3 protein-coding genes are annotated in these 3417 nt (G+C 33.3%); all 3 read right to left on the bottom strand.

What is annotated here, in order from left to right; genetic code table 11:
* Window positions 1-124 precede the first annotated feature (124 nt).
* Genes KH286_RS09480 through KH286_RS09470 form a run of 3 tightly spaced genes read right to left on the bottom strand, consistent with a single transcriptional unit; the run spans window position 125 to window position 3242 of the window.
* Entirely contained in the window at window positions 125-1051 is a 927-nt protein-coding gene (locus KH286_RS09480; protein ID WP_119563172.1) for a site-specific integrase, read from the bottom strand.
* On the bottom strand, window positions 1045-1596 hold the full coding sequence (locus tag KH286_RS09475) for a restriction endonuclease subunit S (RefSeq protein WP_278617864.1): 552 nt from the start codon (window positions 1594-1596) through the stop codon (window positions 1045-1047). Before KH286_RS09475 ends, KH286_RS09480 begins: the two co-directional genes overlap by 7 nt.
* 44 nt (window positions 1597-1640) lie before the next feature.
* Window positions 1641-3242 (bottom strand): type I restriction-modification system subunit M, encoded by a 1602-nt coding sequence (locus KH286_RS09470; protein WP_278617863.1) that lies wholly within the window; start codon window positions 3240-3242, stop codon window positions 1641-1643.
* Between the last annotated feature and the right edge of the window lie 175 nt (window positions 3243-3417).

Genomic DNA, 3417 nt, shown 5'->3' with positions numbered 1-3417 from the left:
GACTTTAATAAATTAGTAATTTCTATTCCAACTTTGGATGAACAAGAAAGAATTTCAGTACTTATAAACGATATAAACACTATTATTACCCTTCATCAGTAAAAGCCATTTCTATAAATTAATCTCACGCTAATCCAGCCATAGACCTCATCACAAGATCAATGTCTCTATTTTCTAACTCTTGAATGATATGTATGTACGTTTTCTGTGTCGTCGTCATGCTTGCATGCCCAAGTCTTCTTGCTACGCTTGCAATCGACACTCCTGCAAAAAGTAATAAAGAAGCATGCGTATGTCGTAATCCATGAATCGAAATAACTGGTATCTCTAGCTTTTTACAATACCTTTCTAATACACCATTAATTGTTGAATTAAATACACGACCATTTACAAATATTGGCTTATCTTCGGGTAAGCCTTTTATTAATTCTGAAAATTTTATAATCGTTTGCCAATCAAGCTGTATTTTTCTCACTGATGATTTATTCTTTGTTGGTAAGAATCCGCCATCACCTTTATAATCCCACGTCTTATCAACAATCAATGATTGATGTGAGAAGTCAAAATCTTTTGGAGTTAATGCCAAAGCTTCTGAAAATCTCATTCCAGTTTTTGCTATTATCAATATCAACCAATCCCAATTAATTTCTGACGTCAATTTCAAATTTACTAACAATGTATGTAATTCAAACTGATTCAGATATTTAATCTTCTTAATTCTCGGTGACCTACCTTTTATAATAGCCTTTCGAGTTGGATCCCTATCAATTAAACCTTCATCCACTGCATCTAATACAGCTGCTTTTATTTGATGATGAAAGTCCATCGTTGTTTGTCGTTCATGAAACTCCGCATAATCATTTAATAGTTGTTGATATGATATCCTATTTAATTGTGAAAGCCTAAGTTCAGGGACTAATCGCTTTAGCCATAGTAGCGTTATCTCATATTTTCGCATTGTTACATCACGAATAGCACCTTCTTTATATATATGTATCCATTTTTCATAATAAATATAAAATAGTTCGGACTTTTCCTCTATTGTTAACATAGTTTTACCCCACCATTTACGCTGTTCCCACATAGAAATGGCTCTTGCTGATGAAGGGTAATATTTTTATCAAGACGTACAATAAATCCTCCTATAAGCTTCTGCTCCTCTAGAGTTGGGCATAATATCTTTTCCTCAAGAAATTCCTTACTTGTCAAATTAGACATCATTCTAGATGCTTTAGTACAACGACGTAAAATGGGCCCCATTATAGGCTCGTATTTTATGAGATCTTTCCAAAAATTTATATCTAAATTAATCTTCGGCGTAAAAACATCAAAAATATGCGAAATAATACCATCCCCAATAGTATTTTCGACAAATCTACCATAACTATATTCTTTGTTAGTATGTCCTTCAAAAGCAATGTCACCTAATTTAAAAACATTATACGTTTTTAAATATTTTTCAGATCCCACTATAGCATCGGTTTTAAAATACATATTAGCAACAGATATAATTTTATCTATACCATAAGTTAAATCATTTTTTCGACCAGATCGTTCATATATTTCATCAAACTTACGCTGTTCCCAAGAATACAAAAAGAGGTAGAAAAGTCCTATTCGGTCTTTTCTACCTCTTTTCCTTACATTTTGACACCTAATAGGGCTAATTGTTCGGCTATTTCTTTTTCAAGTTGTGCAATTTCTTGATTATCTTGTTCAATCATACGATTGATTTCATCAAGATCAATTTCTTCTTCTTCCTCAAATGTGTCTACATATCGAGGAATATTTAGGTTATAGTCATTTTCTTTGATTTCTTCGAGAGATGCCACATGTGCATATTTATCAACGTCTTGTCTGTTTAGATATGTTTCAATAATTTTACTAATATTTTCATCACTTAAATTATTTTGATTTTTACCTTTTTCAAATTCATTGCTAGCATCAATAAATAGTACATCTCGATTTGTACGGTTTTTCTTAAATACAAGAATTGTTGTAGGGATGCTTGTGCCATAGAACAAATTCGCAGGCAAACCAATTACCGCATCAAGGTAATTCTTTTCTATAATAGTTTGGCGAATCTTACCTTCCGCTGCACCACGGAATAGCACACCATGCGGTAGTACAATAGCCATTGTACCTTCATTATTTAGATGATACAAGCTATGTAATATGAAAGCATAATCTGCTTTAGAGGCTGGTGCTAATTTACCATATTCACTAAACCGTGGATCTTTAAGTTTACTTTCATTATTATCCCATTTAGCAGAGTAAGGAGGATTCGCAACAACTGCATCAAAAGAGCGTGGTCTATCAACCCCATCACGGTCAGGACCATCTGGCCAATCACTTTCAAGAGTATCAGCATTATTTAATGTCATATTATTATATGTAACACCATGCATCATCAAATTCATATGAGCCAAGTTATATGTTACCGTATTTAGCTCTTGCCCGAAAAAGCTAACCGCACCTTGACGAGATCCATCAGGCAATTCATTACGAACCGTCAATAGTAATGATCCAGAACCCATTGTAGGGTCATAGACTGTGAAAGTATCAGTTTGAGATTGTATACTACCAGTAACAATTTTAGCCAAAATTTGACTAACTTCATGAGGTGTATAGAACTCCCCACCTTTTTTGCCAGCATTAGCTGCAAACTTACCAATTAAATACTCATAAATCTCACCAAGTATATCCTTACCATTTTCATCTTTATACTCGATTTCATCGATTTTGGTAACAACTGCATTTAAAGTCTTAGTTCTACCTGCTGTCGTTGATCCAAGTCCAGAGTCACCAAGGTTAATATAGTTAAAAATACCTCTGAAATCTGCTGCAGCTTCTTTATTAATTTCAGCATTCTTATTAAAGTTTTCAAATAATCGTTGATAATCACTCGGAATAACGGAACCATTATGGATACTTTCAGTTAAAGAAGCCCATGTATCCTCAGGATTAATAGCATACCCTAATGTACCTGCAATATCAATTAAACAAGCCTCTAAACCTGCGTCTTCGACAAGCTCCTTATATGCCTCATTAACAGATTTTCCATCTGAAATATCAACCAAGTCATTATTAACTAAGTACTCTTCTTGATGAATGGAAAGATATTTATAGAACAAAAATGGAAGAATGTAATCTTTGAAAGAACTTGCATCCATTGTGCCACGTAAATCGTTAGCAATAGCCCACAATTGGCTTGAAATATTCTGTGCTTTTGATTCTGCCATACAAAATCTCCTTTATTTATACAAACATCTGTTGAAGTAATGCTTTTTTCTGTAATTGTAAGTGCTCTAACTTACGCTGATGAAGGGTAATAATAGTGTTTATATCGTTTATAAGTACTGAAATTCTTTCTTGTTCATCCAAAGTTGGAATAGAAATTACTAATTTATTAAAGTC

The organism is Veillonella parvula, assembly GCF_018378075.1.
Taxonomy (GTDB): Bacteria; Bacillota; Negativicutes; order Veillonellales; family Veillonellaceae; genus Veillonella; species Veillonella parvula_K.
This window is presented reverse-complemented; position numbering and strand designations above follow the sequence as displayed.

Bases quoted from the DNA above. Each gene is read 5' to 3' on its own strand.
- KH286_RS09480 (WP_119563172.1), bottom strand. From the start codon at position 1,051: ATGTTAACAATAGAGGAAAAGTCCGAACTATTTTATATTTATTATGAA.
- KH286_RS09470 (WP_278617863.1), bottom strand. From the start codon at position 3,242: ATGGCAGAATCAAAAGCACAGAATATTTCAAGCCAATTGTGGGCTATT.